Below are 23,474 nucleotides of genomic sequence, written 5' to 3' on the forward strand. Positions count from 1 at the left end.
ACTTATTGTACTTCTCTTTTAGTTAGTTCAGTCGAAATTCTAGCTACAGTTCTTCTGTGAGTTCTAAGTAGAATAGGATTTTCTAACGGTGAAATGACGTGAGCCATTTTAAAATCTGAATACACTTTCTTAGCTTCTGCAAGTTTATTTTGCAAATCTGCTGTAGATGCTTCGTTTATCTCTGATTGTTTCATCTTGAATAAATTTTAAGCTTGAAAATCTCTTGACATTACAAACTTGGTTTTTACCGGAAGTTTTTGAGCCGCAAGACGCAATGCTTCTTTTGCAGTTTCCAATGGGACACCAGAAATTTCTAGTATCATTCTTCCTGGCTTCACAACAGCTGCCCAATATTCTACAGCACCTTTACCTTTACCCATACGAACCTCAAGAGGCTTCTTTGTGATAGGCTTATCTGGAAAGATCATGATCCATAAAGAACCTTCTCTTTTCATAAAACGTGTTGCCGCAATACGAGCTGCCTCGATTTGACGGGCTGTCAAGAAATTTGAATCTAAAGATTTTATTCCAAAAGTTCCATAAGCAAGTTGATTACCACGCCCAGCATTACCCTTCATGCGGCCCTTCTGTTGTTTACGAAACTTCGTTCTTTTAGGTTGTAACATTTTTCTTTGTCTTTAAAAAATTACTTTCTACGACGTGGCTTTGCGCCTCCTCGTCCTTTGTTATCACTTTTCCCTTTTTTGTTACCCGTAGATAAACCAACTAAAGGAGAAAGTTCTCTTTTTCCATATACTTCACCTTTCATGATCCATACTTTAACACCCAATCTACCATAAGTAGTGTGTGCCTCAACTAAAGCATAATCAATATCGGCTCTGAATGTTGATAAAGGAATACGACCATCCTTGTAAGATTCTGAACGAGCCATCTCTGCCCCATTCAAACGTCCCGAAATCTGAATCTTGATTCCTTCAGCATTCATACGCATTGCTGCAGTAATAGCCATTTTGATAGCACGACGGTATGAGATTCTATTCTCAATCTGTCTAGCTACACTAGCTCCTACAAGATGCGCATCAAGCTCTGGTCTCTTGATTTCATGGATGTTAATCTGTACTTCTTTACCAGTAATTTTTTTAAGCTCTTCTTTTAACTTATCTACTTCCTGACCACCTTTTCCGATAATGATACCAGGTCTTGCAGTAGTAATAGTAACGGTTACAAGTTTAAGCGTACGCTCAATAATTACTCTAGACACGCTTGCTTTAGATAAACGAGCATGAACATATTTTCTAATCTTGTCGTCTTCGGCTAATTTATCGCCGTAGTCATTACCTCCGTACCAGTTAGATTCCCATCCTCTGATAATCCCAAGGCGATTCCCGATTGGATTTGTCTTTTGTCCCATTTATTTAGCTTTGTGTGTTATCGTTTGCTGCTAATACCAGTGTTACGTGGTTAGAGCGTTTTCTAATTCTGTGTGCACGACCTTGAGGTGCTGGACGTAATCTCTTAAGCATAGTTCCTCCGTCTACACGAATTTCCTTTACAAAAAGATCTGCCTCTTCAATAGAACCTTCTTCGTTCTTAGCTTGCCAATTTGCCATTGCTGACAATAACAATTTTTCTAAACGACGTGAAGACTCTTTTGAGCTAAACTTCAAAATATTAAGTGCTTTTTCTACTTTCTCACCACGAATTAAATCCGCCATTAAACGCATTTTTCTTGGTGATGTAGGGCAATTATTCAATTTAGCAAAGTACTGTGTCTTCTTTACCTCTTTGATTTGCTCTGCTCTTTCTCTTTTACGAACTCCCATGGTCTATTATTTTTTTCCTTTATTTTTTGCACCTGAGTGACCACGGAATGATCTTGTAGGTGAAAATTCTCCTAGTTTATGTCCTACCATATTTTCAGTTACATATACCGGAACAAATTGTTTTCCATTATGCACTGCAATAGTTTGTCCTACAAAATCTGGAGTAATCATAGAGGCTCTTGACCACGTTTTGATTACAGTCTTCTTGTTAGAAGCCACATTTTGATCTACTTTCTTCTCCAATTTGAAGTGAACGTACGGTCCCTTTTTTAATGATCTTGCCATAGCTTATTTCTTTCTACGTTCGATTATATACTTGTTACTTTGCTTAGTTTTAGAACGAGTTCTAAATCCTTTTGCTGGGATACCGTTTCTAGAACGAGGATGCCCACCTGAAGACTTACCTTCACCACCACCCATTGGGTGATCAACTGGATTCATAACTACCGGTCTAGTACGTGGTCTTCTACCCAACCATCTTGATCTACCTGCTTTACCAGATACAAGTAATTGGTGGTCACTGTTAGAAACAGCACCTATAGTAGCCATACAAGTAACCAAAATCAAACGTGTTTCACCTGAAGGCAATTTAACAGTTGCATATCTACCATCACGTGCCATCAACTGAGCAAAAGCACCAGCGCTGCGCGCCAAAACCGCTCCTTGACCAGGACGTAATTCGATACAAGAAATAATTGTACCTAGAGGGATATTTGCTAAAGTCATAGCGTTTCCAATTTCAGGAGCAGTTAGCTCACCAGAAACGATATTTTGACCTACTTGAAGACCATTTTGTGCAATTACATAACGCTTTTCACCATCTTGGTAATTTAGCAATGCAATAAACGCAGTACGGTTAGGATCATATTCAATTGTCGCTACAGTTGCAGGAACTCCCGCTTTGTCGCGTTTGAAATCGATAATTCGATATTTCTTTTTGTGACCACCACCTATATAGCGCATGGTCATCTTTCCTTGACTGTTTCTACCACCAGACCTCTTGTTCGGAGCAAGTAATGACTTCTCCGGCTTATCAGTTGTAATGGCGTCAAAACCATTTACAACTCTAAAACGCTGACCTGGGGTGATAGGTTTTAATTTTCTTACTGACATTTTTGTCTAATTATACAGGATTAATCCTGAATGTTATTGTAAAAATCTATTTCATCACCTTCCGCCACCTGTACAATTGCTTTTTTGTAAGCATTTGTTTTACCAGTTTGAATACCCGTCTTTGTATAACGTGTACTTCTATCCGGGCGGACATTTAATGTACGAACTTTAAGAACAGAAACTTCATAAGTGGCTTCAACCGCTTTTTTGATTTCTACCTTGTTCGCCTTTGTATTTACTATAAAGCCGTAACGGTTATTTAATTCCGCATCAGCTGTAGCTTTTTCCGTAATTATAGGTTTAATTAAGATACTCATCTTGTTTCTATTTACTTAAGTTTGACTCAATTCCTTCCAAAGAACCTTCAAATAGCACTACACTATTTGCATTTAAAATTTTATAAGTACTTAAAGATGAGTTGCTTACCACTTCAGTACCTTTCAAATTTCGCGAAGACAAATATACATTATTATTTGGCTCTCCCAACACAAACAAAGATTTTTTGTCATTAAGACCTAAAGTCTTTAAAACTGACGTAAAATTCTTAGTCTTCGGAGTGTCAAAATTTAAATCTTCGATCACTACGATTGCCTTATCATTTGCCTTCATTGTAAGGGCAGATTTACGAGCTAATCGCTTTAGGTTCTTATTCAATTTAAAAGAGTAGTTTCTTGGTCTTGGACCAAACATTCTACCACCACCTTTAAACACACCAGACTTAATACTACCCGCACGAGCAGTACCAGTTCCTTTTTGTTTCTTTATCTTTCTAGTAGATCCTGAAATCTCTGCACGCTCTTTTGCTTTATGCGTTCCTTGACGTTGATTTGCCAAGTATTGCTTTACATCAAGATATACAGCATGATTATTAGGCTCAATACCAAACACATCTTTAGAAAGTTCAACCTTTCTACCTGTGTCTTTTCCATTAATATCTAATACAGCTACCTTCATTATTTCTGAATAGTTACATAAGCGTTTTTATGTCCAGGAATACTTCCTTTAACAACAAGTAAGTTCTTTTCAGCAACTACTTTTAAAACTCTTAAATTTTCAACTTTCACCTTTACATTTCCCATTTGACCAGCCATCTTCATTCCTTTGAATACTCTCGCAGGATAAGACGCTGCACCAATAGAACCCGGTGCTCTTAATCTGTTATGTTGACCGTGTGTCGCTTGACCCACACCACCAAAACCATGACGCTTTACAACCCCTTGAAAACCTTTACCTTTTGAAGTTGCCGCAATATCGACAAACTCACCTTCAATAAAGTGCTCAACGGTGATTGTATCACCTAATTTGTACTCCTCATCAAAACCTTTGAATTCAACGACTTTGCGTTTCACAGAAACACCTGCTTTTTTTGCATGCCCTTCAGCAGCTTTTGTAGCAGTCTTTTTGTCATCGAAACCTAGTTGAACGGCATTATAACCATCAACTTCTTCGGTTCTGACTTGGGTAACAACACAAGGACCGCACTCAATAACGGTACAAGGTATATTCTTACCTTTCTCGTCAAAGATGCTGGTCATCCCTATCTTTCTTCCAATTAACCCAGACATATTTATTTATTTATTTAAAATTATGAATTTAGAAAATGAATACTCGCGATTCACTCTTCGCCATTCGTTATGTTTACTACTAATTTCCATTTCTTCGGAAATATGATTTGATTAAAATTTTCGCATAAGCTAAAAACTTTTCAAAATCAAACGGGGCCAAAATAAATTCGACCCCGAATGTTACTTTGTTTTCCGTTTTTCCCTCGCACGCAGCTCAGGACATGTTTACTTCGACTTCGCTCAGCAACCAATAAAGGTCAATTCGCAGAAGTAAAGCACTTAAACCTTAATCTCTACTTCTACCCCACTTGGCAACTCTAACTTCATTAGAGCGTCAATTGTTTTCGAAGAAGAACTGTAGATATCCAATAATCTCTTGTAAGAGCTTAATTGAAACTGCTCTCTACTCTTCTTGTTTACGTGTGGTGAACGTAAAACTGTAAAGATTTTTTTATGTGTTGGCAATGGAATAGGACCAGTTACAACTGCTCCGGTACTCTTTACCGTCTTTACGATTTTCTCAGCAGATTTGTCTACTAAATTATGATCGTAAGATTTTAATTTAATTCTTATTTTTTGACTCATTGCTGAAATATTAATCGTTAGTTCCTCTTGCTGCTTTAATTACTTCTTCTGAAATATTAGAAGGAGTTTCAGCATAGTGTGAAAATTCCATTGTTGATGTTGCTCTACCTGATGACAATGTTCTTAATGTAGTTACATAACCAAACATTTCAGAAAGTGGCACTGTAGCTTTTACAGTTTTAGCTCCTGCACGGTCACCCATGTCACTTACTTGTCCACGTCTTCTATTTAAGTCACCTACTATATCACCCATGTTTTCTTCAGGAGTAATCACCTCAAGTTTCATGATTGGTTCAAGGATTACAGCACCTGCTGATTTTGCAACAGACTTAAAGCCCATTTTTGCTGCAAGTTCAAATGACAATGCATCACTATCCACAGGGTGGAAAGAACCATCCGTCAAAGTTACTTTCAAGCTATCCACCTCAAAACCTGCTAAAGGTCCATTAATCATGGCTTGTTTAAATCCTTTTTCAACTGAAGGGACAAATTCCTTAGGAACGTTACCACCTTTAATTTTATTTTCAAAAACAAGTCCTTCAACTGTTTCATCATCTACCGGTCCTAGTTCAAAAACAATATCAGCAAATTTACCACGTCCACCAGATTGTTTTTTGTAAACCTCTCTGTGTTGTGCAGTACGCGTAACAGCTTCTTTGTATTCTACTTGAGGCGCACCTTGATTTACTTCAACCTTGAACTCACGTCTTAAACGGTCTACAATAATATCTAAGTGAAGCTCACCCATTCCAGAAATAATAGTCTGTCCTGAAGCTTCATCTGTACGTACAGTAAATGTAGGGTCTTCTTCAGCAAGCTTTCCTAAAGCCATACCAAGTTTATCTACATCTGCCTTAGTTTTAGGCTCAACCGCGATACCAATTACTGGATCAGGGAAGTCCATAGATTCCAATACAATTGGGTGCTTTTCGTCACTCATTGTATCTCCAGTCTTAATATCCTTAAAACCTACTGCCGCTCCAATATCACCTGCCTCGATAAAATCGATAGCATTTTGTTTGTTAGAGTGCATTTGATAGATACGTGAAATACGCTCTTTTTTACCTGAACGATTGTTCAAGATATAAGAACCTGCATCTAAACGACCAGAATAAGCACGGAAAAAAGCAAGACGCCCCACGAAAGGGTCTGTTGCAATCTTAAATGCTAAAGCAGCAAAAGGCTCCTTTACATCTGGCTTACGTAATTCTTTCTTTTCTGTTTCAGGGTTAACACCCACAATACCTTCCTTGTCCATTGGAGAAGGCAAGTAACGGCAAACAGCATCAAGAAGAAACTGAACTCCTTTATTCTTAAATGCAGAACCACAAATCATAGGAATAATAGACATATCCATTACAGCAGCACGAAGCGCAGCGTGCACTTCATCTTCAGTAATAGAGTCTTCATCCTCCATATATTTTTCAAGAAGATTTTCATCATAAGCAGCAACTTCTTCAATAAGTTTACCTCTTAATAACTTTGCTTCCGCTTTCAATTCCTCTGGAATTTCGATAACATCAAACGTAGCTCCCTGTGTTTCATCATGCCAAACAATAGCACGGTTTTTCACTAAATCTACAATTCCTTTAAAGTCAATTTCGTCACCAATGTTCAAAACAATAGGCACCGCATTCGACCCTAACATATCTTTCACTTGTTGGCAAACGTTCATAAAATTAGCACCTTGACGGTCCATTTTATTCACGAAACCAATACGTGGCACTTTATAGTTATCGGCAAGTCTCCAGTTAGTTTCAGATTGTGGCTCAACACCATCCACTGCACTAAACAAGAAAACTAATCCATCTAGTACACGTAATGAACGATTTACCTCTACAGTAAAATCTACGTGACCAGGAGTATCAATAATATTAAAGTGATAATCTTGTGCATCTTCAGTGGGCTGAGCATTTTCCTTTGGAAAAACCCAAGTACAAGTTGTTGCAGCCGAAGTAATTGTAATACCTCTTTCCTGCTCTTGCTCCATCCAGTCCATTGTAGCAGCACCATCATGCACTTCACCAATTTTGTGACTTACACCTGTATAATATAAAATACGCTCTGTTGTAGTGGTCTTACCCGCATCAATGTGCGCAGCAATACCAATATTTCTAGTTAATCTTAAGTCTCTTGCCATTTTTTAGAATCTGAAATGTGAGAATGCTTTATTTGCTTCGGCCATTTTGTGCGTATCAGTACGCTTCTTAACAGCTGCTCCTTCTTCTTTAGCCGCAGCTAATATTTCTGAAGCCAACTTCTGAGCCATAGATTTTTCGTTACGTTTTCTTGAGTAACCTATCAACCACTTCATAGCAGTAGATATTTTACGGTCAGCACGTATTTGCATAGGTATTTGGAACGTTGCTCCACCCACTCTACGACTACGTACTTCAACGTGAGGCATTACATTTGAAAGGGCGTCCTTCCAAATCTCTAAACCTGTTTTTTCTTCGTCAGTTTTCTTTTCTTCTACAATGTCAATTGCATCGTAAAACACTTTGAACGCCACCGATTTTTTACCGTCCCACATCATGTTATTAACAAAACGTGTCACCAACTGGTCATTAAACCTTGGATCCGGCAAAAGCGGTCTTTTTTTGGCTGCTCTTTTTCTCATGTCTTCGTTTTAAATTTGTTTAAAATTACTTCTTAGGGCGCTTAGCTCCGTACTTAGATCTACGTTGTGTTCTTCCATCAACACCAGCGGTGTCTAAGGCTCCACGAACAATGTGGTATCTAACTCCAGGCAAATCTTTCACCCTTCCACCTCTAACCAATACTATCGAGTGCTCTTGTAAATTGTGTCCTTCACCACCAATGTATGCGTTTACTTCTTTTCCATTTGTTAAACGAACACGCGCTACTTTACGCATTGCTGAGTTCGGTTTTTTAGGAGTAGTAGTATATACACGCGTACAAACACCGCGGCGTTGCGGGCACGAATCCAATGCAGCCGATTTTGACTTCTTGGTTATTTTGGTCCTTCCTTTTCGTACTAATTGTGAAATAGTTGGCATAAAAATCCTTGTTATACTTAATTTATAATAAAATTCCCTCTTATTAGGGCGTGCAAAAATATAACAATTTATTGAAACCTCAAATGTTAGTGAATTAAATTTCTACCTTTTTTATTAATTTCATTTTCAGATATTAAAACACGGGGAACATCGTTAGCTTTACAACACAAAATAAAAGCGTTTTTGAGATTACTTTTTTACATTTTTATATACCTTAATATATATACTGCATTCACCTGCTTTTTATCAGCTCAGGAATTGGAATTGAAAATCTCTTCGGAAATTTCAATCTCTGAAACCTTAAGAGATTCATTAAACTTTGAAAACAAGCACAAAAATTACAAATCCATTTCAGACGAAGCTAAGAGCGTCTATAGCAAGCTACAAAGATTTGGATATATTGAAAGCAGGCTTGACACCATCCAAAGAATAAACGATTCAGTTTTTAACGCGCAGTTTTTCTTCGGAAATAAATATGAGATGATTACCGTTTTTTATGACCCGGCACGTTTCAGAAAACAAGACATTAAATCAATCAGCAATTTCAGCAATGAGACTTATTTTACAATCCCTATTTCTGAAGTAGAAAAAGCGCTCTCAAATTTAAATGCAAACCAAGCCGAAAACGGAAATGCGTTTGCCAGATTGAAGTTAACAGATTTTAAAAATGACAACGGTGAACTTTCGGCAAGACTGAATTCGGAAAGCGGACAAAAAAGAACTATTGACAGCATTGCAATAAAAGGGTACGACAAGTTTCCGAAGTCATTTATAAAATATTATGCAGGCATAAAAAAAGGTAAACCTTTTGACCAGAAAAAATTAGTAGAACAAAATGATGCATTGAGTAGTTTGGGATTCGTGAATACGCTAAAAGCACCCGAAGCACTTTTTAGAAAAGACAGCACGGTCGTGTATTTCTATCTTGAAAAAAGAAAATTTAACAATTTTGACGGAATCTTGGGATTTGCGACAAACGAAGAAACGAACAATATTGAATTTAACGGCTATCTTAATTTAGAATTGAACAACAATCTAAATTACGGAGAACAACTTTTGTTTAATTACAAAGCCGACGGAAATGACCAAAGAAATTTCAGAATTAAAACTACATTCCCTTACATCGCTAAAACTCCGTTGGGCGTTTCGCTTGAATTAAAAATCTTTAGGAGAGATACAACTTTTTCGAACACTGCCCAATCTGCAAATATTAGCTACCAGCTCAATCCAAGGACAAATGTGACGGCGGGCTATTCCGGAAGGACCTCCAGCAATCTTCTTGGCGATATCTCAATGGGCATTGAAGACTACGAAGCCAAATATGTGACCGCAGGCCTAAATTACATGAAACCTCAACGAAGTTTATTATTCCCGTTAAAATCCAACCTCGCGATTTCACTTGCTCAGGGAAACAGAACCACAGATACAGCTAAAGAAAATCAAACCATTACAGAAAACGACATTTCGCATATTTTGAGTTTGAATGAAAACAATTCGGTATTTATAAGGAACACAACAAGTATTTTGTTTAGCGAAACTTATTTGACAAACGAATTATTTAGGTTTGGAGGAATACAAAGCATAAGAGGTTTTACAGAAAACAGTATTGATGCTACCCTATTTTCAGTCCTAAATACAGAATACCGTTATTTATTAAACACAACCTCATACATTCATTCAATTATTGACGTGGGATATTTTGAAAATGAGGTGATACAACAAAAAGAAAAACTTTATAGCTTTGGACTAGGTCTCGGAGTATCAACAAAAGCGGGAATACTCAACCTGAATATCGCAAATGGAAATCTTGACAATCAAGACTTTAAATTTGCAAATACAAAAATACATGTGAGTCTCACTTCGCGTTTCTGATAAAACGGGGGTTTATCGGTGACAGCACTTTTAAAAAAAACCAAAATTTAAGTTTAAAAAGTTGTGTAATTAACTTTTTATTGTGATTTTTGGCATTGGCTAATTCAAATAATTATAACATGAAAACAAAGTTTAGTGGAATTTTAACGCTATTGCTAGCGTTAGTGGTGCAACTCTCGTTCGCACAAGAAAAAACAATCTCCGGAACGGTAACTGATAATTCAGGCTTACCATTACCAGGGGTTAACATTATCGTAAAAGGTACGACCAATGGAACACAATCAGATTTTGATGGAAATTATTCCATCTCAGCACCTGTGGGTCAGACACTCGTATTTAGTTATGTAGGTTTCAATACGACACAGCGCGCAATTACTGCTGCCTCTAGTCGCGTCAACGTTACAATGGAAGAAGGGGAAACCTTGAACGAAGTAATCGTAACGGGGTATGGAGGTATTACTAAAGAAAGAAAATCTCTCGGTTATGCAGTTACGACTCTTGAGGCTGAATCTATTGAAAACAAACCAGAATCTGATGTTGTACGTTCATTGAACGGTAAGGTAGCTGGAGTTCAAATTGTTGGTAACAGTGGGGCTACTGGTTCAGGTACGAATTTTGTTATTCGTGGTAAAAGTTCGATTAACGGTTCAAACCAACCATTATTTATTGTTGATGGTGTTCCATTTGACGGAGGCACGAATGAGCAAACTGGTTTTGCAGGTGGTAACACTGTAACTAGTAGCCGTTTCTTAGATCTTGACCCAAATAACGTCGAGAGTGTTCAGATTCTTAAAGGTTTAAGTGCGTCTGTACTTTACGGTCAACAAGGTCGTAATGGTGTTGTTATTATAACTACCAAAAATGGAAGTTCAAAGGAATTAAATAAGAAATTTGAAGTGACGGTTTCTTCTTCTGTTTATCAAACTGAAATATCTAATTTGGCTGATTATCAAAATGACTATGGACAAGGTTCTGACAATGGAACTAATCCAGGTTTTGTTGGTAACTGGGGAGCTCGTTTTGACACAAATACTATGATTGCTCACCCTTACGCAAATTTAGGTGATATATTTCCTGAATTTGATGGTCTTGAAATTCCATATCAAGCTGCTCCAGATAATGTTAAAGATTTCTTTAGAACTGGTTTAGGACAAGGGATGTCGGTAAACGTTGCTGGGTCTCCAGGAAACGAAGGAAACACTCGATACAATATAAATTTTGGTTATACTAGCGAGGATGGTTATATTAGAAATAATGGACTTACTCGTTATAACATAGGTTTAGGTGGTTCTACAAAGCTTTCAAATAAATTTACATTTGACGGGACTGCGAATTTTAGTAATACAAGAGTAAATACTCCTCCCATTGCTGCAAATAATGCCGCAGGCGCTCTTTCAATCTTCACAAGGACATTATTCATTCCTAGAAACTTAGATTTATCAAATTTACCTTTCCAAAATCCGGCGACAGGAGCAAGTGTTTACTATAGAGATGACCAGGAAAACCCCTATTGGTTATTGAATAATGCTGGTGTAGAACAAGATACGAAGCGTTTCTTTGGTAAGTTATCGGCAGGTTATGCCATATCTGATAACATTAGTGTAAACTATAGATTTGGATTGGATACTTATACTGAATTTCAAGAATTCCGAGTTAATCGAGGAGCAGTTACTGCGCCTTATGATCTTGGCTATCTAAGAACTACCGAAGGAAATAACTTTATATATGACCACAACTTAAATTTTGGTTTTAATAACATTGAATTAACTGATAAATTCAGCTTTACAACTCAGTTAGGTTTCAATGCACGTAGAGATACTTATGAGCAGTTTGGTATAACAAGTACCGATCAGGTCGTTTTTGATTTTTTCAACCACAGAAACTTTAATTCACAGACATCAAATGATCCAGTTGCTGGAAATTTAGACCGTAGAAATGAATCTAACATTATAGGTGCATATGGTGAATTAGCTTTCGATTATGACGGTTATTTATTCTTAACGTTATCCGGGCGTAATGATTGGGCGTCAACTCTTGAGCAAGATAATAGATCTTTATTTTACCCTGGTGCCTCGATAGCCTTCGTTCCTACTTCTATAGACGGTGTAGGAAGCGCTTCTGGTCTTGGTTACTTGAAATTACGTGCCGGTTATGGTACCTCTGCAAGATTCCCAGGTCCATATAATACTCGTCCTATATTAACGGCATTAACGAATGTAATTCAACCTGGCGCGTTTGCAGATGGATCTACAATTACAACAAATTCTCAGCCTTCAACGCAAGCTAACCCTGATTTACAACCAGAACTTCAAAAGGAATTTGAACTTGGTTTAGAGTCGGAATTGTTTAACAAAAGGATAGGTCTAGATGCTACTGTTTATAAAAGAACAATTGAAGACCAAATTGTTTTTCGACCACTAGCTCAATCTTCTGGGTTTAGCTTTATTCAAGACAATATTGCGGAGACTCAAATTCAAGGTTTAGAAATTGGACTAAACTTTACATTATTAAGAAGTGAGAACTTTACATGGGATGTAAGAAATAATTTTACAGCCTTTGAAAATGAAGTTATTGACTTAGGAGGAATACCTTCTTTTGCATACGTTGGTTTTACAAACCTAGGTAACTTTGCTTCTGAAGGAGAGCCATTAGGAGTTATTAAGGGAGGTTATGCAGCTCGTTATGATCCCAATAACATTACCGAAGACAATCCGTTAGGAATTGGCGTAGAAGGAGTGTTATTGATTAATCCTGAAACTGGTAAAATTCTTGATTCAGAAGTCGAGTTACCTCTACCTACCGAAACTATTGCTGATCCAAATCCAGATTGGAATGTATCTACAATTAACACGCTCACATACAAACAACTTTCACTTTCTGCTCAACTAGAATATACTCATGGCGGTGAAATTTATTCACAAACTGCTTCACAATATTATAGACGTGGAGTAACTACAGTTAACGTTGATAATCGTGAAGGTACATACGTAATACCTGGTATTCTTGCTAATCCTACAACTGGAGAAGCGTTGTTAGACTCAAATGGGGATTTTATAGAAAACAACATTCAAATTGGCGCTAATGATGTTTATTTCACCAACCTAGTTGACCCTTCTGGTCAAGGAGTTTATGATGCATCACATATGCGTTTAAGAGAGGCTTCTTTAACTTATTCATTAAGTGAAAAAACCTTAGAAAAAACTCCATTTGGAAATGTTTCTTTTTCACTTTCAGGTCAAAACTTGTATGTAAAGGCATTTAATATTCCTGACGCCTTCAATATTGACCCAGAAGCTTTGAGTACTGGTACAGGTAATGGACAAGGTTTAGAGTTTCAAACTGGACCAACCAATAAGCGTTATTCATTTAGTGTTAAAGCAACATTTTAAAAAAAATTATACTCAACAGGTGGTAATTTAACCTGCCGCCTGTTATAGTAGTATAAATCAAAATATATAACATTATGAAAAAATTATTTAAAATATCATTCATTTCTGCCATGGTCTTGTTTTTTACAGGATGTGAAACTATAGAATTAGAATTACTAGAAGATCCTAACAATTTAAATGTTGAGTCTGCTGACCCTAACTTTGTTTTAAACGGGATTCAAAACAATTTCAGAAGTATCATGCAGGGTTTAAACGGACCAAGTATGGAAATAGTGCGCATGATACATATGCGTGAATCATATAACAATTCTGTAGATATCAATACTCTGAATACTGCTGCTGGAGAATATGCCACCTCATATAGAATGTTCGCTAATATAGATTTATTAGAGGATATTGTTTCTGTATCAGAAGACGATTTATCTAATCACTTAGCTATAGCTCAGATTCTTGAGGCCTATACATATATTACACTCGTTGACTATTTAGGCAGAGTTCCTTTTTCTGAAGCAAATATGCCAGCAGAATTCCCTACGCCGAATCTAGACGAAGGGGCAGATATTTATGCGGCTCAGTTAGAGTTATTAGATATTGCAATCAGTACTTTGCAGTCAAGCGGTGATGCTTTAGTTCCTACCGATTTGTTTTATTCAGATTTCTCATCTGATAACTGGATCGCAGTTGCAAACACCTTGAAACTTAAAGCTTATCTAAATACTGGTGATGCTGCAGGGATTACTAGTGTAGCGTCTCAAAATATCATTGATACAGTTGAAGAAGATTTCGATTATGACTATGGTACGATTGTTAATACTGACACAGACAGTAGACATCCATTTTTCCAAACAGATTATCTTCAAACCGCAAATACTTATATGAGTAATCAATTTTATGATTTTCTAAATGCAGGTGATGCGGAAGCTCCGTTTGTGGAGACAGGCATAGCAGACCCTCGTTTACGTTATTACATCTACAGACAAAGAGATGAAGAACCAAGTGGTTCAAACTTACCTTGTCTTGGACAAGCGCGTTATGATTATTGCTATGTAGGTAACAAATATTGGGGAAGAGATCACGCTGACGATGAAGGTCTTCCTAATGATGGTGCGAGAAAAAGTACATACGGACTTTATCCTGGTGGAGGAGCATTTGATAGAGAAACTTTTGAAAGAGCAAGAGATGTAAGTGAGTCTTTACAAGGAGCAGGCATATTACCTCTGTATTTATCAAGTTATACACATTTTGCATTAGCAGAAGCTAGTCTTACGTTGAATACTGGAGGTAGTGCAATCGATTTATTAGAATTAGGTATCCGACGCAGTATGACTAAGGTACTTAATTTTGGAAATGTATCTACAACGAATCCAGACAGTGGTACAAACTATGCGGCAACAACGGCAGACGTTAACGATTATGTTGCAAGAGTAAGAGCTGAATTTAATGCGGCTAATAATGAAGGGAAACTTGCTGTAGTTGCTAGAGAATGGTTTTTAGCAGCATGGGGAAGTGGTACTGAGCCTTACAATACATATAGAAGAACTGGATTACCTGACTTACAGTCTCCAATTGGACCAGCTGGTGCATTCCCTAGAGTATTTAGATATTCTGCCGATGCTTTACAAAATAATCCAAATATTCAGCAACAAGATGTTACAAACCAAGTATTTTGGGATAATAATCCTGCTGGTTTCATTGACTAATCATTAAATAAATATAATTATGAAAAATATAAATAGATTATTTTCACTTGCTTTTGCTATTGCGATTACGTCAATAACATTTTTGAGTTGTGAAGATGAAGACAAAGCCCGTATTCCTGAACTTGGTAACGGTGGTTTCGTAAAATTTGTAACTGCACCAGAATTAAATGCGGGTGCTGATCCTTCAACAGCTATTTTTATAGCTTCTGTAGAAGACCCCAATGAAAATGTTGCTACATATGATATTCGTGTAGCAGCAAATTTTACTGGAGCTACCGAGGATACAATAAGTTTTAGATCAACAACTACTTTTCCTTTTGATGTAGGTTTTACCGCAGCAGATATGGCTACATTATTCAGTGTACCAGTAAGTACTTTCGAAGAAGGTGATAGTTTCGAATTTTTCGGAACTGTTACTACAGTTGATGGATTAGTATATGATGGTACTGAGTCTGGAGCAACTACACCTACTGGAGTATTCCCAAATTCTGACGAAGATGGATATCCTGGAGAATGGAATGGAGGAATGACTGACGGACAAGTTTTAGGCGCACCAACTTTATTACAAGCCTTCAACTGGGAAGTAACTTTTGATGATCCAATAGAATAAATAATATTTATTTTTAATTTATAAACCATCCTGTTTATTCAGGATGGTTTTTTACTTTTATATAATGAAGAAAGAAGAACTTATATTTGGAATTTACCCTATTATCGAAGCGATTAGAGCTAATCAATTTATCGATAAAGTATATGTTCAAAAAGGACTTAATAATCCAAAAATAGATACTATAGTTTCTGACCTTGAGAAAACAGACACTACGATATCAATCGTTCCTTTTGAAAAAATGGATAAGCTATGTCGTAGCAATCACCAGGGCATTATAGCTATCACTTCTCCAGTATCATTTCATAGCATTGATAGCGTTGTTGAAAAAGCGCTTGCAAGTGAAAAAACACCTTTATTTATAGTGCTTGATCAAATTAGCGATGTACGCAACTTTGGGGCAATTTTAAGGACTGCTGAATGCACAGGAGTAGATGCTGTTATTATTCAGAAAAAAGGAGGAGCACCCGTAAGCGGTGATACTGTAAAAACATCTGCTGGTGCCATTTTTAACGTTCCCATTTGTAAAGTGGATCACATTAAAGATGCTATCTATTATCTTCAAGGTAGCGGCATAAAAACAGTCGCTGCTACCGAAAAGACTTACAACATTTTATACAATGTTGATTTCAAAGTTCCAACCGCAATTATAATGGGGTCAGAGGGTACTGGTGTATCCAAATCTGTTTTGAGTATTGTAGATGAAAAAGCAGCTCTACCGCTTTTAGGAAAAATTAATTCCCTCAATGTTTCGGTTGCATCAGGAGCGTTTCTTTATGAAGTAGTACGACAACGAAGTATGTAAATTATTCAGATTCTTCAGATTGATGCAGTCTATCAATAATAACATATCTAATCTTCACTTGAGTTTCTTCTAAACTACTAGTAGAACCTAAATATCTTCCGTATTCTAATGGTTCTTCAATCAATGGCTCAGGTTTCTTTTCTATGAAATTTCCGAAGTCATCAAACTGTCGCATAAATGGGTCATTTTCGGGATTATAATCGTCTCGCTCCCATTCAAATTTCTTTTTTTCTACAAATTGTCCTCTAAAAACAAAAGCAAAAATTAACCCAACAATAAAACCTGATAAATGCCCTTCCCAAGAGATAACGGGGTCTACTGGAAACACGTACCACAATAAACTACCATAAATAAACACCACAGCAAAAGACAGCGCTGTCAATTGATAGTTTTTAGAAATAATACCTTTGAAAAATAAAAAAGACGCTAAAAGATAAACGATACCACTTGCTCCAATATGATTTGCTGGCCTACCTATTATCCAAGTTAATAATCCAGTTAAAACGAGTCCTAGTATCAATACACGCCAACGAATAGAGCGATAAAAATAAAACAGCGCGCTCGTAAGCACGAGCATAGGAATTGAATTGTTAAAGAGGTGCTTTAGGCTTCCGTGGATAAATGGACTAAAAAGTATTCCACGCAAGCCCTCTAGACGGCCGGGTCTAACTCCCAGATAATTAAAATCTAATTGAAATCTAATTTCCATCCAAAAAACAACCCACATAATAAAAACCAGCATTAGTGGATATAGCACTACTTCTGGTGTAAAAAATAATTTGTTTTGTTTGGACATAAAATATGTACTTCAAAAAATTAACCCAATTGTAAATTAATGATAAATTGTCAGTCAAACGATAGGTTTATTATTGTAATTTTATAACTATGAGCACTCCCCTAGCAGAAAGAATTCGCCCCAAAACGTTAGAAGATTATCTAAGCCAACATCATCTCATTGGTGAAAATGGCGCATTGACTGCGCAATTAAAAAGTGGTATTTTACCCTCAATGATTTTTTGGGGGCCTCCCGGAACCGGTAAAACAACATTAGCAACTATTATTGCTACACAAAGCGACCGACCTTTTTATCAATTAAGTGCTGTTGATAGTGGAGTTGCCGCCGTAAGGGAAGTTATAGAGAAAGCAAAAAAAGCAGATACACTCTTTACAACAAAAAATCCCATTTTATTTATTGACGAGATTCATAGATTCAGTAAATCACAACAAGATTCTTTGTTGGGCGCTGTTGAAAAAGGCCTCGTTACCTTAATAGGCGCTACTACCGAAAATCCAAGTTTCGAAGTAATCCCTGCCCTATTGTCTAGAAGTCAGGTGTACGTCCTCAAACCGTTTACAAGGCAAGACCTTGAAGATTTACTCCAAAGAGCCTTAAATATTGATGAAAAGCTTTCAAAATATAATGTTGAACTTAAGGAAACCGAAGCACTTATAAGGATTTCAGGAGGCGATGCGCGAAAACTTTTAAATGCACTAGAACTAGTTATTATTTCTGAAATTTCCATAGAAAATGACACTAATCCTGTAATAATCACCAACGATTTGGTCTTAAAAAAGATTCAAAAAAATACGGTGTTATATGACAAAACTGGTGAACAACATTATGACATCGTTTCGGCATTTATTAAATCCATTCGTGGGAGTGACCCAAACGCGGCAGTTTATTGGCTTGCGCGAATGATTGAAGGCGGTGAAGATGTTAAATTTATAGCGAGAAGATTACTCATTTTAGCTTCCGAAGATATCGGGATGGCTAATCCAAACGCACTCTTATTGGCCAATAGCACATTTCAAGCGGTGACAAGTATTGGGTATCCCGAGTCACGGATTATCTTGGGTCAATGCACTATTTATCTTGCTACTTCTGCCAAGAGTAATGCTTCGTACATGGCCATCAACAATGCACAGCGACTTGTGAAACAAACGGGCGATTTATCGGTGCCACTTTCTATTAGAAACGCACCCACTAAGTTGATGAAAGAACTTGGATATGGCCAAAACTACGCGTATGCACATAATTATGAAGGCAATTTTGTAGCACACGAATTTATGCCAAAGGAAATAGAAAAGACAACGTTATACGTTCCAGGAAATAACCCGAAGGAAAATCAGTTAAAAAATCACTTAAAAAATATGTGGAAAGACAAGTATGCTTTTTAATTCTGAAATTTTAATTTCATTAAATTTTCGTCTTTATAAATTACCATATCGGAATTAGACTTGAATTCCACCGGATAATTTTTACCAGCAATAGAACAAACGTATGATTCATTTTCTTTAAAGATTTCGCCAATGACCAAGAGTCCGTTTTCTGCCAATTCAGACTCTTGAAACAACGTAAACCCTTCATTATTTTTCTTTAGCAAATAGGTTGAATCATTCAAAGAATATTGATTAAAAGTTCTTTGAGGTACTACCCCAACACCTTTTGAAATCGTTTCAGCTTGCATCTCGCCATTTTCATTTTCGGAAACACTTTCTGGATTTATAACCAATTCTTTTTGTTTGAAATTAAGTTTCTCAATACTTTCAAATGCTTTTCGTAGTGCATCTTGATAGGTCTTTCTATATTCTTTGTATTTACTTCTGCCGGGAGCTCCTTCAAACACAACATTGCCTTTACAATCTTTCAAAATTACTGTAATTGACGTGCGCGTAATATTACTTTCTTCAAGAATTTCTGCTTGCAAACCATCGCAATTATTTACATCAGGCAATTCACTTTGATAAAACGCATTAAATCCATTTTTATCAAATAAAAATTTCGTCATTGAATTTAATTGAAACTGGTCTTTTTCAGCCAAAAATTGAAATGTTTCTGGAACAACAACATAACTATAGTCACTCAATTGTGACTGTGCCTTCATCTGACTGGAAGCTAAAACAGAAACCACTAAAACTAACAATAACTTTTTCATTCTTGATCTACAATTACATTAAAACCTAACTGTAAAGATACACTTTTTGCTTTCGCAATATTTCCATAGTCTAGTAGATTATCTGCAGCAACATAAAAATTAATATTTCCCAAATTAAGCGAAACTCCCAATCCAATATTCTTCGCAGAATAACTATCAACAGTATACGTCGCCTTTGTGGAAAGCCAATTACCAAAGCGTTTTCTATAAAAAATGGTCCCTGCCATTTGCGGGCCTTTAGGCCTAAAAATGTTGTAATATTGTATACCAACCGCTTCGGTTGTAGTTCTTTTACCTCCCATATTGCGACAATCACAATCACCAGAGGAACTGATAGTCCGCCCAAAATTATACGTCAATCCCGCATTTATTTTCGCCGGACGAAACTGTGAATAGCTATTATTTAAAGTATCAATTGGTATTTCTCGCTCAACTTCATCTTCTAGATCACTATAATATGGGAACGTGGTTTGGCCATCAACAATCTCAGGAAAAATCAATTCAATACCATCCAGTGTGTAATTACCGCTAGCCCTATAATTCTCAGTATCTCTTCGATGAAAAATGGCACCTAAATCAAGAACAGAAGCTGTAGCTTCAATTTTATCTGTGACTGCGTATGTTACGCCAGCATCAATTCCCACCCCTAAATTTCCACCAAAAAACGCCCCGCCTAGCAAAGCATTTGTCCTTTCACCATTTGTCTCTGCGTCCCTCAATGAAGCATATCCAGAAGTTTCAACTTGTAAATCAAGATTACTAATCGTATGCTCATAAACGTTAGGTGTGCCCTCACCTTGCGTGGTAGTAAATGTGCCTCCGTTATTTGTGCTTCGGAAACTTAACATGCTTGAATACACCTTCAGCCGAAGACCCACCGTCAATTTTTTATTCAATTTCTTATTAATTCCGAAGTGATACACAGTCAATAAATCCCCTTGTAAATTAATATCCCCAAAATCAAATTCATACCCCAGATAATCCCTATTTCCCTCCCAAGCCAAAATGGCGAAATCCTTCGGAAAATAGGCAATGACATCTAACTCTTGATAAATTCCACCAGAAAAATAGGTGTCATTTTTTGAGCGCCAACCAAAATTAAACAACTCCAGTTGTTGACTTACGGTAAAAAAATCTTTGTTATCCAATTCAAAAATTTTCTCTCTAATCTTATCATTGATATCTCTACCATCTTCGCCAAAAATATCAAAAACCGAAACTCCAGAAGACCCAGCATTTATGTGTATTTGAGATAAAAACGGAATTCCATAATGATACTCCGCCTCCACACTTGTCCCTGGATTGAGTAACAATGATTGTGCAGGGTTTTCCCACTCATACAAAACCTGTTTGTTTTGTGCAACGCAAATAGTTAGTCCTGAGACTATGTAGAAAAAAAGAATTTTCATCGTAGTCTTGTTAATCAATTTGTAAAAAATAAGTAACCTTAGATTGTAAATTGAGGTTGCCGCTCAATGTTGCAGATGATGACGGAATTGTTACTGCAACCACTACTCTATTGGCCATTGTGAGTTGGGTAATTTCTTCTCCTTCAACAATGGTTTCAAAAATAGTAGTTTGTGGCTGCCCGGCTGTTCCTTGCGCTACGCTAGTTTCTGCGGAATATGTAATTTCGTTTGTTTCTGAAATGAACTCAAATTCCACTTGAAAATCTCTAGGAATTTCGTTCTCAAATTTGAAATAAAACTCGGCACGTTGCAGTGCGTCACTAAAATCCTGTCCATCTAAAAACTCTAAAGCCGTGGTATCTCTAACGGTAAGTATTTGAGTATTCGCTACCGAATCATAAAATTGGCTCGCAGCAACATCAAAATATATTAAGTTTAATTCAACAACAGGAGTAAGCTCAATATCTTTTGATTGTTCAAAATCTGTATCGCGAACACACGAAGTAAAAATTGCTAGAATTAAAGAAACAATAAGAATGGGAATTTTGTAAGTAGGCATACGTTGGGGGTATATGTAACAAACGCCTCATTCCCAATGTTTAGTATAACTTAAAGATACTTTTTGATTTCCAGTAAGGTATCAACAGCTTTATAAGTAGTGGGTATCACTTCATTTCGGTAATTATAAAAAATGGTATCCATGCCCACGCTTTCGGCACCTAAAATATCGGCTTCAAAAGTATCTCCTATCATTATAGAAGTTTCTGGTTTTGCGTTTGTTTTTTCCAATGCGGTATGAAAAACGATAGGATTAGGCTTCTTAACACCCACTTCCTCAGAGGATGTCACCGTTTTAAAATATGGTGCAAGCTTACTGCGCTCCATTTTAATGTTTTGAACCTCAGCAAAACCATTAGTAATTATGTGTAGTGAATATTTATTTTTCAAATATTCTAACAAATCAATAGCACCATCAAAAAGATGATTGTTTCCAGGCAACTCCTCAATATAACCATCTGAAAGCAAATCAATAATTTCCAGTTCGTATGCCAAATTAAGTTTTGAAAACGTATCCTGTAACCTTCCTCTTCGCAGTACTTCTTTCGTCACGCGTTCTTCTCTATATTCTTTCCAATATGCAAAATTGATTGGCTCATAGACTTTCATAAAATCGACTACCGGAATTTCAATTTTATGTGTGTTGAAAACTCGTTGAAATGCCAAGGCAGAATTTCGGTCGAAGTCCCATAATGTGTGGTCCAGGTCGAAAAAAACATCGGTAATCTTATTTTTCATAGCTTGGTATCGTTTCAGAAAGTAGCGTGCGCCACACTTTGTTATTGGGGTCGATGGAAAAATCGTGATTTGAAAAAATCATTGAAAATGTACCGTCAACACTACGTACAGTTTCGAGCAATGATTTGACGGTATCACTAATATCGTTTGGAGACATGCGACTAAACCCCCTGCTCGTACAAGAAACTGGGTAGATTATTAAAGGTGTTCTAATCTCGTAATCCAAATCATAAAATAAAAATGGCGTACACGTTCCCGCTCTAAACCCTACTACATTCTCATACACCATCGTGTAATCTTTTTCAATTTCAAGCTCAACGAGATTTCTGTAAATATCGGGTAAGTTGACAACGAAATGTAAATTGAGCGAACCTAATAAGTTTCGGTTAGTAATATGCTCTAATTTATTCTTTTCGGTTTTTAAAATTTCAGGATTTCTAAGTGCCTTTTCTGAAATCAACAAACCCACTTGATGATAATCTGCCACCAATTTTATAAGTGTTTTAAATCGGTTTCTATGCGTGTTTATGCTTTCCTCAAACGAACTCGCCTCTCCCAATAAAAAAAATATACAGAGTTTTAATCTATTATTTTTGGTGACATTTACTAGCCATTTAAATGTATCATAAGGGTCTCTTCGAAATCCAAAAATCACTCGTGTTCGATTTAAAATCGCATTAAACCTCAAGCCAACTAAGTCTTTAAAATAGGCAATCAAACTACGGTATGCACCTTTTTGCACATAGGCATAAGGCGCCTGAGCGTTTACTATAACACTTGTTTTTAATTTTTTCTTCGGAAATTTTAAATCATTAAAAGTTTCGTTTAAAATCATTTTAAATTTATGAGCCCAAACATCGATAACGGGAGTTTTTAAAAAGCCATTTTTAAAAGCTAAAGATTCGCTTGCGGGATATCTACCCAGTGCATCTTTAACGTGTGGCTGATATTCCTCGTAGCGCGAAAGCAGGTAAAAGGAAGCCGCAAATAGATCAAAAGGCATAGCGCTTTTATCATTTGTAAAAAAAAAGCCCGAGATTCCTTCCCACTTTTTAACAGAAACGTCCACACTTTCAATTCCCATTTGAGTGAGCAATCCATGGCTCTGAAAAAAAAGCTCATTACCCAATGCTTGCTTTCCGTAAGAAATTTTTGCACCTGTATGACTTATAAACGTTTCAATTTCGGTTGTGAATTTCACTTCAATGCCAAGAATACGCGTACAAATATGCTTGAAAGCATAAGTAACACGTGGGGTAACTTTTTGAGTGAAAATTAAAAGCATAGTGATTTTTTCGGTAACATTTCTGCAGGCTAAAAATACGATTTTAAATATTGCTCCCCAGTAAAATTAAACAGCAACCTGTGCAATTCACTAAAATTTCCGAATTGA

Annotated in this window: 25 protein-coding genes; 6 read left to right on the top strand and 19 right to left on the bottom strand. The window is 36.7% G+C overall.

Features of this window, described 5'->3' with window-relative positions:
* Positions 1-2: 2 nt before the first annotated feature.
* From rpmC to rpsL, 13 genes are all read right to left on the bottom strand, one after another.
* Positions 3-194, bottom strand: a complete 192-nt coding sequence (rpmC, locus tag ACSHW7_RS10595) for a 50S ribosomal protein L29 (RefSeq protein ID WP_435679320.1) — start codon at positions 192-194, stop codon at positions 3-5.
* Positions 195-206: 12 nt separating this feature from the next.
* The gene (gene rplP, locus ACSHW7_RS10600) at positions 207-626 is read right to left on the bottom strand and encodes a 50S ribosomal protein L16 (protein WP_435679321.1); all 420 of its coding nucleotides are present in this window, start codon (positions 624-626) and stop codon (positions 207-209) included.
* Positions 627-646: 20 nt separating this feature from the next.
* The gene (gene rpsC, locus ACSHW7_RS10605; protein WP_435679322.1) at positions 647-1,372 is read right to left on the bottom strand and encodes a 30S ribosomal protein S3; all 726 of its coding nucleotides are present in this window, start codon (positions 1,370-1,372) and stop codon (positions 647-649) included.
* Between the two features lie 4 nt (positions 1,373-1,376).
* The gene (rplV, locus tag ACSHW7_RS10610; protein ID WP_435679323.1) at positions 1,377-1,784 is read right to left on the bottom strand and encodes a 50S ribosomal protein L22; all 408 of its coding nucleotides are present in this window, start codon (positions 1,782-1,784) and stop codon (positions 1,377-1,379) included.
* A gap of 6 nt (positions 1,785-1,790) precedes the next feature.
* Positions 1,791-2,069 (bottom strand): 30S ribosomal protein S19, encoded by a 279-nt coding sequence (gene rpsS, locus ACSHW7_RS10615; RefSeq protein WP_435679324.1) that lies wholly within the window; start codon positions 2,067-2,069, stop codon positions 1,791-1,793.
* Positions 2,070-2,072: 3 nt separating this feature from the next.
* Positions 2,073-2,897, bottom strand: a complete 825-nt coding sequence (gene rplB, locus ACSHW7_RS10620; protein ID WP_435679325.1) for a 50S ribosomal protein L2 — start codon at positions 2,895-2,897, stop codon at positions 2,073-2,075.
* Positions 2,898-2,917: 20 nt separating this feature from the next.
* A complete protein-coding gene (gene rplW, locus ACSHW7_RS10625) occupies positions 2,918-3,214 on the bottom strand; it encodes a 50S ribosomal protein L23 (RefSeq protein ID WP_435679326.1) in 297 nt (98 codons plus the stop codon).
* A 7-nt stretch (positions 3,215-3,221) separates the two neighbouring features.
* Positions 3,222-3,851 (bottom strand): 50S ribosomal protein L4, encoded by a 630-nt coding sequence (rplD, locus tag ACSHW7_RS10630; RefSeq protein ID WP_435679327.1) that lies wholly within the window; start codon positions 3,849-3,851, stop codon positions 3,222-3,224.
* On the bottom strand, positions 3,851-4,462 hold the full coding sequence (gene rplC / locus ACSHW7_RS10635) for a 50S ribosomal protein L3 (RefSeq protein WP_435679328.1): 612 nt from the start codon (positions 4,460-4,462) through the stop codon (positions 3,851-3,853). The genes rplD and rplC overlap by 1 nt, the downstream gene beginning before the upstream one ends.
* Positions 4,463-4,741: 279 nt before the next feature.
* Positions 4,742-5,047 carry a 30S ribosomal protein S10 gene (gene rpsJ, locus ACSHW7_RS10640; RefSeq protein WP_010181931.1) on the bottom strand — a complete coding sequence of 102 codons (306 nt, stop codon included), beginning with the start codon at positions 5,045-5,047 and terminating at the stop codon, positions 4,742-4,744.
* Positions 5,048-5,057: 10 nt separating this feature from the next.
* Positions 5,058-7,187: an elongation factor G gene (gene fusA / locus ACSHW7_RS10645; RefSeq protein WP_435679329.1), complete on the bottom strand. Its 2,130-nt coding sequence runs from the start codon at positions 7,185-7,187 to the stop codon at positions 5,058-5,060.
* Positions 7,188-7,190: 3 nt separating this feature from the next.
* The gene (gene rpsG / locus ACSHW7_RS10650; protein WP_435679330.1) at positions 7,191-7,667 is read right to left on the bottom strand and encodes a 30S ribosomal protein S7; all 477 of its coding nucleotides are present in this window, start codon (positions 7,665-7,667) and stop codon (positions 7,191-7,193) included.
* A gap of 25 nt (positions 7,668-7,692) precedes the next feature.
* Positions 7,693-8,067 carry a 30S ribosomal protein S12 gene (gene rpsL / locus ACSHW7_RS10655; protein ID WP_151675177.1) on the bottom strand — a complete coding sequence of 125 codons (375 nt, stop codon included), beginning with the start codon at positions 8,065-8,067 and terminating at the stop codon, positions 7,693-7,695.
* 258 nt (positions 8,068-8,325) lie between these two features.
* On the opposite strand from rpsL, the gene ACSHW7_RS10660 reads away from it, so the two are divergent.
* The 5 genes from ACSHW7_RS10660 to rlmB all read left to right on the top strand — a co-directional run bounded on the left by ACSHW7_RS10660 (position 8,326) and on the right by rlmB (position 16,440).
* Entirely contained in the window at positions 8,326-9,939 is a 1,614-nt protein-coding gene (locus ACSHW7_RS10660) for a POTRA domain-containing protein (RefSeq protein WP_435679331.1), read from the top strand.
* A gap of 95 nt (positions 9,940-10,034) precedes the next feature.
* Complete coding sequence (locus ACSHW7_RS10665; RefSeq protein ID WP_435679332.1) at positions 10,035-13,328, top strand: SusC/RagA family TonB-linked outer membrane protein; 3,294 nt, start codon at positions 10,035-10,037, stop codon at positions 13,326-13,328.
* A gap of 74 nt (positions 13,329-13,402) precedes the next feature.
* On the top strand, positions 13,403-15,028 hold the full coding sequence (locus tag ACSHW7_RS10670) for a SusD/RagB family nutrient-binding outer membrane lipoprotein (RefSeq protein WP_435679333.1): 1,626 nt from the start codon (positions 13,403-13,405) through the stop codon (positions 15,026-15,028).
* Positions 15,029-15,047: 19 nt separating this feature from the next.
* A complete protein-coding gene (locus tag ACSHW7_RS10675) occupies positions 15,048-15,638 on the top strand; it encodes a hypothetical protein (RefSeq protein ID WP_435679334.1) in 591 nt (196 codons plus the stop codon).
* A 64-nt stretch (positions 15,639-15,702) separates the two neighbouring features.
* The gene (rlmB, locus tag ACSHW7_RS10680; protein WP_435679335.1) at positions 15,703-16,440 is read left to right on the top strand and encodes a 23S rRNA (guanosine(2251)-2'-O)-methyltransferase RlmB; all 738 of its coding nucleotides are present in this window, start codon (positions 15,703-15,705) and stop codon (positions 16,438-16,440) included.
* Position 16,441: 1 nt separating this feature from the next.
* Here rlmB and ACSHW7_RS10685 read toward each other — a convergent pair whose 3' ends face one another.
* Positions 16,442-17,236: a rhomboid family intramembrane serine protease gene (locus tag ACSHW7_RS10685; protein WP_435679336.1), complete on the bottom strand. Its 795-nt coding sequence runs from the start codon at positions 17,234-17,236 to the stop codon at positions 16,442-16,444.
* Positions 17,237-17,325: 89 nt separating this feature from the next.
* Between ACSHW7_RS10685 and ACSHW7_RS10690 the strand changes: the two genes are divergently transcribed.
* Positions 17,326-18,618, top strand: a complete 1,293-nt coding sequence (locus ACSHW7_RS10690; RefSeq protein WP_435679337.1) for a replication-associated recombination protein A — start codon at positions 17,326-17,328, stop codon at positions 18,616-18,618.
* Here the strand turns inward: ACSHW7_RS10690 and ACSHW7_RS10695 are convergent.
* The 5 genes from ACSHW7_RS10695 to ACSHW7_RS10715 are packed head-to-tail and all read right to left on the bottom strand — an operon-like array spanning position 18,615 to position 23,366.
* Positions 18,615-19,376, bottom strand: a complete 762-nt coding sequence (locus tag ACSHW7_RS10695; RefSeq protein ID WP_435679338.1) for a hypothetical protein — start codon at positions 19,374-19,376, stop codon at positions 18,615-18,617. The genes ACSHW7_RS10690 and ACSHW7_RS10695 overlap by 4 nt on opposite strands.
* Positions 19,373-20,785: a DUF5723 family protein gene (locus tag ACSHW7_RS10700; RefSeq protein ID WP_435679339.1), complete on the bottom strand. Its 1,413-nt coding sequence runs from the start codon at positions 20,783-20,785 to the stop codon at positions 19,373-19,375. Before ACSHW7_RS10700 ends, ACSHW7_RS10695 begins: the two co-directional genes overlap by 4 nt.
* A gap of 10 nt (positions 20,786-20,795) precedes the next feature.
* Complete coding sequence (locus ACSHW7_RS10705; protein ID WP_435679340.1) at positions 20,796-21,344, bottom strand: hypothetical protein; 549 nt, start codon at positions 21,342-21,344, stop codon at positions 20,796-20,798.
* Between the two features lie 50 nt (positions 21,345-21,394).
* A complete protein-coding gene (locus tag ACSHW7_RS10710; RefSeq protein WP_435679341.1) occupies positions 21,395-22,081 on the bottom strand; it encodes a YjjG family noncanonical pyrimidine nucleotidase in 687 nt (228 codons plus the stop codon).
* Positions 22,071-23,366, bottom strand: coding sequence for a polysaccharide deacetylase family protein (locus ACSHW7_RS10715; RefSeq protein WP_435679342.1), 1,296 nt, complete (start codon positions 23,364-23,366; stop codon positions 22,071-22,073). Before ACSHW7_RS10715 ends, ACSHW7_RS10710 begins: the two co-directional genes overlap by 11 nt.
* Between the last annotated feature and the right edge of the window lie 108 nt (positions 23,367-23,474).

Source organism: Patiriisocius sp. (genome assembly GCF_051252435.1).
Classification (GTDB): Bacteria; Bacteroidota; Bacteroidia; order Flavobacteriales; family Flavobacteriaceae; genus Patiriisocius.

Bases quoted from the DNA above. Each gene is read 5' to 3' on its own strand.
- rpmC (WP_435679320.1), bottom strand. From the start codon at position 194: ATGAAACAATCAGAGATAAACGAAGCATCTACAGCAGATTTGCAAAAT.
- rplP (WP_435679321.1), bottom strand. From the start codon at position 626: ATGTTACAACCTAAAAGAACGAAGTTTCGTAAACAACAGAAGGGCCGC.
- rpsC (WP_435679322.1), bottom strand. From the start codon at position 1,372: ATGGGACAAAAGACAAATCCAATCGGGAATCGCCTTGGGATTATCAGA.
- rplV (WP_435679323.1), bottom strand. From the start codon at position 1,784: ATGGGAGTTCGTAAAAGAGAAAGAGCAGAGCAAATCAAAGAGGTAAAG.
- rpsS (WP_435679324.1), bottom strand. From the start codon at position 2,069: ATGGCAAGATCATTAAAAAAGGGACCGTACGTTCACTTCAAATTGGAG.
- rplB (WP_435679325.1), bottom strand. From the start codon at position 2,897: ATGTCAGTAAGAAAATTAAAACCTATCACCCCAGGTCAGCGTTTTAGA.
- rplW (WP_435679326.1), bottom strand. From the start codon at position 3,214: ATGAGTATCTTAATTAAACCTATAATTACGGAAAAAGCTACAGCTGAT.
- rplD (WP_435679327.1), bottom strand. From the start codon at position 3,851: ATGAAGGTAGCTGTATTAGATATTAATGGAAAAGACACAGGTAGAAAG.
- rplC (WP_435679328.1), bottom strand. From the start codon at position 4,462: ATGTCTGGGTTAATTGGAAGAAAGATAGGGATGACCAGCATCTTTGAC.
- rpsJ (WP_010181931.1), bottom strand. From the start codon at position 5,047: ATGAGTCAAAAAATAAGAATTAAATTAAAATCTTACGATCATAATTTA.
- fusA (WP_435679329.1), bottom strand. From the start codon at position 7,187: ATGGCAAGAGACTTAAGATTAACTAGAAATATTGGTATTGCTGCGCAC.
- rpsG (WP_435679330.1), bottom strand. From the start codon at position 7,667: ATGAGAAAAAGAGCAGCCAAAAAAAGACCGCTTTTGCCGGATCCAAGG.
- rpsL (WP_151675177.1), bottom strand. From the start codon at position 8,067: ATGCCAACTATTTCACAATTAGTACGAAAAGGAAGGACCAAAATAACC.
- ACSHW7_RS10670 (WP_435679333.1), top strand. From the start codon at position 13,403: ATGAAAAAATTATTTAAAATATCATTCATTTCTGCCATGGTCTTGTTT.
- ACSHW7_RS10675 (WP_435679334.1), top strand. From the start codon at position 15,048: ATGAAAAATATAAATAGATTATTTTCACTTGCTTTTGCTATTGCGATT.
- rlmB (WP_435679335.1), top strand. From the start codon at position 15,703: ATGAAGAAAGAAGAACTTATATTTGGAATTTACCCTATTATCGAAGCG.
- ACSHW7_RS10685 (WP_435679336.1), bottom strand. From the start codon at position 17,236: ATGTCCAAACAAAACAAATTATTTTTTACACCAGAAGTAGTGCTATAT.
- ACSHW7_RS10690 (WP_435679337.1), top strand. From the start codon at position 17,326: ATGAGCACTCCCCTAGCAGAAAGAATTCGCCCCAAAACGTTAGAAGAT.
- ACSHW7_RS10695 (WP_435679338.1), bottom strand. From the start codon at position 19,376: ATGAAAAAGTTATTGTTAGTTTTAGTGGTTTCTGTTTTAGCTTCCAGT.
- ACSHW7_RS10700 (WP_435679339.1), bottom strand. From the start codon at position 20,785: ATGAAAATTCTTTTTTTCTACATAGTCTCAGGACTAACTATTTGCGTT.
- ACSHW7_RS10705 (WP_435679340.1), bottom strand. From the start codon at position 21,344: ATGCCTACTTACAAAATTCCCATTCTTATTGTTTCTTTAATTCTAGCA.
- ACSHW7_RS10710 (WP_435679341.1), bottom strand. From the start codon at position 22,081: ATGAAAAATAAGATTACCGATGTTTTTTTCGACCTGGACCACACATTA.
- ACSHW7_RS10715 (WP_435679342.1), bottom strand. From the start codon at position 23,366: ATGCTTTTAATTTTCACTCAAAAAGTTACCCCACGTGTTACTTATGCT.